3 protein-coding genes and 2 pseudogenes are annotated in these 6433 nt (G+C 60.6%); 2 read left to right on the top strand and 3 right to left on the bottom strand.

Features of this window, described 5'->3' with window-relative positions; genetic code table 11:
- Together ACFPOU_RS16300 and ACFPOU_RS16305 are read right to left on the bottom strand one after the other, a co-directional pair.
- Positions 1-878, bottom strand: an 878-nt coding sequence (locus ACFPOU_RS16300) for an aromatic/alkene monooxygenase hydroxylase subunit beta (RefSeq protein WP_379723398.1), incomplete at its 3' end; no start/stop codon positions are given.
- A 19-nt stretch (positions 879-897) separates the two neighbouring features.
- Positions 898-1131: a phenol hydroxylase subunit gene (locus ACFPOU_RS16305; protein ID WP_034303249.1), complete on the bottom strand. Its 234-nt coding sequence runs from the start codon at positions 1129-1131 to the stop codon at positions 898-900.
- A 289-nt stretch (positions 1132-1420) separates the two neighbouring features.
- Here ACFPOU_RS16305 and ACFPOU_RS16310 point away from each other — a divergent pair, with 289 nt between their 5' ends.
- Entirely contained in the window at positions 1421-3232 is a 1812-nt protein-coding gene (locus tag ACFPOU_RS16310) for a sigma 54-interacting transcriptional regulator (RefSeq protein WP_379723401.1), read from the top strand.
- Positions 3233-4021: 789 nt separating this feature from the next.
- On the opposite strand, the pseudogene ACFPOU_RS16315 reads toward ACFPOU_RS16310, so the two are convergent.
- Positions 4022-4288: pseudogene (locus tag ACFPOU_RS16315) on the bottom strand (transposase); the annotation flags it as partial.
- Between the two features lie 462 nt (positions 4289-4750).
- Here ACFPOU_RS16315 and ACFPOU_RS16320 point away from each other — a divergent pair.
- Positions 4751-6305: pseudogene (locus ACFPOU_RS16320) on the top strand (IS3 family transposase).
- The last annotated feature ends 128 nt before the right edge of the window (positions 6306-6433 follow it).

Below are 6433 nucleotides of genomic sequence, written 5' to 3' on the forward strand. Positions count from 1 at the left end.
TGCGGCTGCCACTTGCCGACCCACTGCGCCAGTTGCTCCTTGTTGGCCGGCGATTCGGCGGCGGCGATCTTCAGCACCGCGCCAGTCCAGCGAGCGTGTTCGTCGAACCACTCGCTCATGAACTCGGTCAGCATCGCGAAGCTGGTCTGCCCCGATGCGCTGGCCAGGTTGCCGAATGACTGGTACACCAGCGGATACAGCAGGCCGTCGAGCACCACGTTCTGCGCCACGAACAGTTCGAACCAGTCTTCGGTGACCAGCATGTTCTCGGCCAGCGCGCGCATGCCCTGCCACGCCGGGTCGTTCTGCCATGCGGCCTTGGCGGTCTTGAGTGCGGTGTCGGTGCCGTCCGCCAGCATCAGGCCGATGCGGGTGATGTACTGGGCAATCCCCAGCCGGTCCATCGCGCACATCATCGTGGCCTGGGTGACCGACACACCGTAGCCCTTGGCCGACATCGCGCAGTTGTTGAGGTTGGCCGCGTACTCGAGATGGCGCAGCGGCAGCAGCAGGTACTCGATTTGCGCGCGCAGTCCGGCGGGGATGGTCGCCAGCATCTGGCGCTTTTCGACAAAGGCAAAGTTGCGTTCGGCCGCATCCTGCTGCTTGCTGCGGGTGATGGTCCAGGCACCGTAGTAGTATTGGCGTGGGTCCAGCAGGCGATACCAGTCGGCCATCTCGATCGCGGTGTTGCGCTTGTCGAAGATGGCGCGGTCCTTCGACCACAGCGGCTGGTAGTGGAAGTTCGTTTCCGGCTGCAGCCCAATGGTCGCCTCAAGGTAGCGCGAGGCCGGCTTGTCGGTGCCGGTGAAGCGCGCCACGGCGTCGAAAGTATGGCGCAGCGGCTTGATGTTCAGGCTCTTGATGTCAACTTGCATCCCATGTCTCCTTGTAAAATTATTTGATCCGGCGCAGCGGAATGCCGGGCTCGGACGGCGTGATCAGGCCGGGCGCGCCAGTGTCGATGAAGCGGACCTGATTGATTGCGCAAAACTCCTGAAAGGCGGCCGCGGGCAGGATCAGTTCCACGCACAGGTCGCGGTCGGCGACGAAGAATTCGAACTCGATGAAGCCGTTTTCCGTTTCATTGGTAACTCTTACCCAGCGGTTATTTGCATTGACTTCGGACATCAGCCGCCCCTATATTGAAAAAGACAAATAAGAAACCGACATATGCGGTATTCATCTAACGCATAGCAAACGGTGTGCCAGCTTGATTCCTCAAGTGCGTTTGCTGCACCGCGAGCACGGCAATATGATTGGGCGCGGCCAAGTCAATACGGAGCATGGATGCTGCGAACGCACAAAGTTGTCCATGAGTATCAATTAGTCAATTCATGAAATTCGCCCAAAAGCGCATGTCATCAAAAGCTTAAAAAAAAACGGCAGTGCTGGCGCCTGAGATTAGAACGAGGAGACCATGCAGTCGAAATCCACAGTGGCCGACGCCGGGGCCGGGCCGGGCGTGAGCCTGCGCCTTCACATCCCCGACAAGATCGAGGACAAGATATTTCCAAATATTCGCGACCTGGCCGAACGGCTGCATTTCAGCCCGACCGACGGCCGCATCTGGCTCGACGACAGCCGTATGATCCTGCTGCGCACCGAGGCCTTCGGGGCCTTGCGCCAGGAACTGATCGAATCGCTGGGGGTCGAGTCGGCGCGCGGCCTGCTGACCCGTATGGGCTACCTGGCCGGCTCCAAGGACGCGGCGCTGGCGCGCAAGGTGCGGCCCGGCGACAACCAGACCAATATGTTCATGGTCGGTCCGCAAATGCACGGCCTCGAAGGCGTGGTGCGGGCCGAACCGGTGCGGCTCGAAATCGACAGCGCCACCGGCCATTTCTATTGCGAGGTGGTGTGGAAGGATTCGTCCGAGGACGAGTCGCACATCTCGATCTACGGGCTGGGATCGGAGCCGGCCTGCTGGATGCAGACCGGCTACGCCAGCGGCTACAGCAGCGCGTTCATGGGCAAGCGGATCCTGTTCCGCGAAGTCGAATGCAGCTCGACCGGCGCCGCCCATTGCCGCGTGATCGGCAAGCCGGTCGAAGAATGGGACGATCCGGAACTGGACATGAAATATCTGGAGGCGCAACCGTTGCAGCAGCGCCGTGGCGTGGCGCCGGGCAGCGCGCCACAGCCGGCTTCTGGCGCGCCTTTGCCAGCCGGGGGCGGCAGCGGCGGGCATGCGGTGGCAATCGGCGCCTCGGCCGGATTTTTCGGCGTGATCCACCGCATCAACCGGGTCGCGGGAACGCGCGCCACCGTGCTGCTGCTCGGCGAAAGCGGCGTCGGCAAAAGCATGTTCGCCTGCGAAGTGCACAGCAAGAGCCCGCGCGCCAACAAGCCCCTCATCCAGCTCAATTGCGCCGCGATGCCAGAGCAACTGATGGAGTCGGAATTGTTCGGGGTCGACAAGGGCGCCTACACCGGCGTCAACGAATCGCGCCCGGGCCGGTTTGAAGCGGCCGACGGCGGCACCATCTTCCTCGATGAAATCGCGTGCCTGAGCCTGACGGCGCAGGCCAAATTGCTACGCGTCCTGCAGAGCGGCGAACTGGAACACCTGGGCAGCACCAGGACCCGCAAGGTCGACGTGCGGGTGGTGGCCGCCACCAACGAAAACCTGAAGGTTGCGGTCGAAGAAGGCCGGTTTCGGAAGGACCTGTATTACCGCCTGAACGTGTTCCCGATCCTGATTCCGCCGCTGCGCGAACGGCGCGCCGACATCCCGCTGCTGCTCGAAAAACTGCTGCGCGAGCTGTGCCAGCGGCACGGGCGCCAGGTTTCCGGCGTCACCAACCGCGCCATGCAGGCCTTGCTGACGTACCAGTGGCCGGGCAATATCCGCGAACTTGAAAACGTGCTCGAGCGCGGCATCATCCTGGCCGACGAAGGCGGTGCGATCGATATCCCGCACGTGTTCAGCGTCGACGAAAGTCCGGCCAACTCGACGCAGCTGGGACTGGCCGAGCTGGCCGCGCTGACGCCGGCGATGCCGAGCCTGGCCGAGACCACCGGCCTGGGGCCGGCGAGCGGCACCTCGATCGACGAGTGGGCGTCGGGCGTGATCGCGCGCCAGCAGTCCACGCTCGGCCAGATCGAGGATGCGCTGATGCAGGCGGCGCTGAAGTCGGCGCACGGCAATATCAGCAAGGCCGCCAGCCTGCTGGGCATCACGCGCGCGCAAATGGATTACCGCACCAAGAAATTGCCGCAGCCGCGCTGAGCGGGAGATCGGGCCGAGGGGCTGGACCGCGCTACCGCCACTGGGCCCTCTCAGAGCAGCTTGTCGAGGGTATCGGCAAGTTGCGCACGCGGCGCCGGTGGCGTGGCTCGACTGCTTCAAACGGGTCGAACACAGCGGACAATTTGATGGTCACCTGCGCTTTGGGGAAAAACTGGAAATTGGGAAGACGTGGCACCCGCGGGATGACATCTGGCGATAGATGTGCTTCTCGAACCGGGCGCTCTTTTGCTTTTTGACATGAAGCAACTCCGTTAGGTGGAGTTACGTATAAAACAGAAAGAAATGTTGGGATTTTCCCAAACTCTTCATGTCACGTCGAGCCTTGAAGCATCATGGCCTGAAAGGCGTATGAAGAGTGGTGCGGCTGGATGCAAGTGGTTGCCCTGCGCACGCGGGGATCGGCCCCTGCTGGCCTGCGAGTTGATCCTGCAGTTGGCGGTTGCCCCGCGCACGCGGGGATCGGCCCTGGGCCAGGATGGTGTCGCTGCCGTCGTGGAGGGTTGCCCCACGCACGCGGGGATCGGCCGGCCAGCTACTGGGGGAAGCCCCGCCTCAACGCGGTTGCCCCGCGCACGCGGGGATCGGCCACAGCGTGACTATCCCGAATAGTATGCCGACCCGGTTGCCCTGCGCACGAGGGGAATCGACCTTCTTGAATGCCATGTATCGGACCGGCATATGGGGGTGTCCCGCGCATGCGGGGATTGTCCGCGATTGGCATACAAAGTGGAACGAGGTATCGAAGGGGGTATTATAAATTCATGAACCTCTTTTTAAGAATTTTCTCCTATGTCGATCCAGGAAAGTTCGGTAGAGGTAGCCGTAAATGTACAGCTTGAGCAGAATGGCGGGATGGTAGGCCGGCCGGCCCGTCTTCGCCGGCGCCACCCGAGCAAAACCCAGGCTGGCAAGATCAAGCTCGTCGACGAACACATCGACGACACGAACCGGATTATCTTCGGCCACGTAGTCGTCCAGAAGCTCGGGCAGCAGCGTGCCTTGTCCGCGGTCCTCGCCCTCAATAAAGCGCTTCATTTCGCACCCGTAGTGATGAGATACTGGCTTAACGTTGACTACGCTGCCGCCGTTTACACGTCCCTACGTTTTTACACAGTCTGGGCCGATTGCAGACCTAGTGTAGCGTCCGCTTACAACCTATAGCGCTCATTGCGATTCGAACTGATCAACGAGCTTGTACAGTAAACTGCACTCATCGAGAGCACCTGTTTCGCCCTCCAACTCATCGATCCGATTACGAACTACGTGGTATTCTCGCGCGGTTCTGATTTTTGATCGTTGGACAATTGCGGCTAGTAGCGATGCGTCATGTCTGAAGAATTCAGGGAAGTTCGTGGCTACTGAACTGTGCAAAATCCTCGAGACCTGGTCACGTTTGCCATTCGTATAGATGCAAGATCGGTAACCCCCGGTGTCAGAATAGTTGTCGCGTCACCTGAATGGAGTGGGCCATACCGGGGGCGGGCAAAGAGAGATTGTGTGGGACAGTATTCAGCAGAACGAAAAGAAGCGCTGTTGCGGCAGATGATGCCGCCGCAGAACCGGTTGGTGTCGGAACTGGCCCGGGAGAGCGGGATCACCGAGCAGACGCTTTATACTTGGCGCCGTCAACTTCGTAGTCAAGGAACGCCGGTGCCAGGTAGTGGAAAAAGTCCAGAAGAATGGAGCTCGGAGGACAAGTTCGCGGTGGTGCTGGAAACGGCAGCGCTGAACGAAAGCGAACTGTCTGAGTATTGCCGCCGCAAGGGGCTCTTTGCGCAGCAGATCGCTACGTGGCGGGCTGCGTGCATGTCGGCCAACGCAAGCGTGGCACAGCAGGCTCGAAGCCAACAGGCGCAGTCGAAGGAAGACAAGAAACGCATTCGCCAGTTGGAGAAGGACCTGCAGCGCAAAGAGAAGGCGCTGGCCGAGGCTGCAGCGCTGCTGATTCTGCGAAAAAAAGCCCAGGCGATCTGGGGGGACAAAGAGGAAGACTGATCAGCGTCCCAGATCGCCTGTTGTGTGTTGAGTTGATCCGGGAAGCAGAGGCAGCTGGCAGCCGGCTGGCACCCGCATGCAGTGAGCTTGGTATCACCCTGCGAACTTTCCAGCGTTGGGTTCGCAACGGCGACGATGCCATCGGCGCCGACAATCGCCCAACCACTGCGAGGCCGGAACCAAGGAACAAGCTGAGTGACGAAGAGCGTACCGAGATCCTGGCAGTGGCAAACAGCGAGGAATTCGGCAGCATGCCGCCGAGCCAGATCGTGCCGACGTTGGCTGATCGAGGTGTGTACATGCCTCGGAATCGAGCTTCTACCGGGTCTTGAAGGCTGCGTCGCAGCAGCATTACCGCGGAAAGGCAAAGAAGCCTTCTGGGCGGGTGGTCACGAGCCATTGCGCTACGGGGCCGAACCAGGTTTGGAGTTGGGACATCACGTGGCTGCCGGCTGCGATCAAGGGAAAGTACTACTACTGGTACATGGTACTCGACATCTACAGCCGGAAAATTGTCGGTCACGAAGTGCATGTGGCCGAATCGGCGGAGTCGGCGTCAAGGCTGATGCGCCGCGCCAGCCTGGCCGAAGGCTTAGCAGGCCGTCCGCTGGTGCTCCACTCGGATAATGGCAGCGCAATGAAGGGCGCCACCATGCTGGCCACGTTGGAGCAATTGGGTGTCGCGCCGTCGTTTAGCCGGCCGCGCGTAAGCAATGACAATGCGTTCGCGGAGTCGCTGTTCAGGACGTGCAAGTACCGACCAGACTACCCGAACAAGCCGTTCGAGAACCTAGAGGACGCGCAGGCGTGGACACAGAAATTTGTGCGCTGGTATAACCAGGATCACAAGCACAGCGGCCTGAAATTCGTGACGCCGGCACAGCGGCATGGCGGCCAAGCTGATGCGATTCTGAGCCACCGTGAACAGGTGTACCAAAAGGCCAGAAGCCGCAATCCGCAGCGCTGGTCGCGGAATGTCAGAAACTGGAGCCTGGACGATCAGGTCTGGTTGAATCCGGAACGGATTCGGCCAGAAGAATTAAAGCAAGTTGCGTAAGGTGACGCGACAACTACGTTGACAAACACCGGTAACGCGGCGTTAATCGCCGCTAGCCTTTCTTAGGGAAGCACTGATTTATTCGCCACCAAGCGCTCCGTCGACGCTGTCCGTCTGAGATAATTTCA

Source organism: Massilia jejuensis (assembly GCF_042656795.1).
GTDB classification, from domain to species: domain Bacteria; phylum Pseudomonadota; class Gammaproteobacteria; order Burkholderiales; family Burkholderiaceae_D; genus Telluria; species Telluria jejuensis.

Bases quoted from the DNA above. Each gene is read 5' to 3' on its own strand.
- ACFPOU_RS16305 (WP_034303249.1), bottom strand. From the start codon at position 1,131: ATGTCCGAAGTCAATGCAAATAACCGCTGGGTAAGAGTTACCAATGAA.
- ACFPOU_RS16310 (WP_379723401.1), top strand. From the start codon at position 1,421: ATGCAGTCGAAATCCACAGTGGCCGACGCCGGGGCCGGGCCGGGCGTG.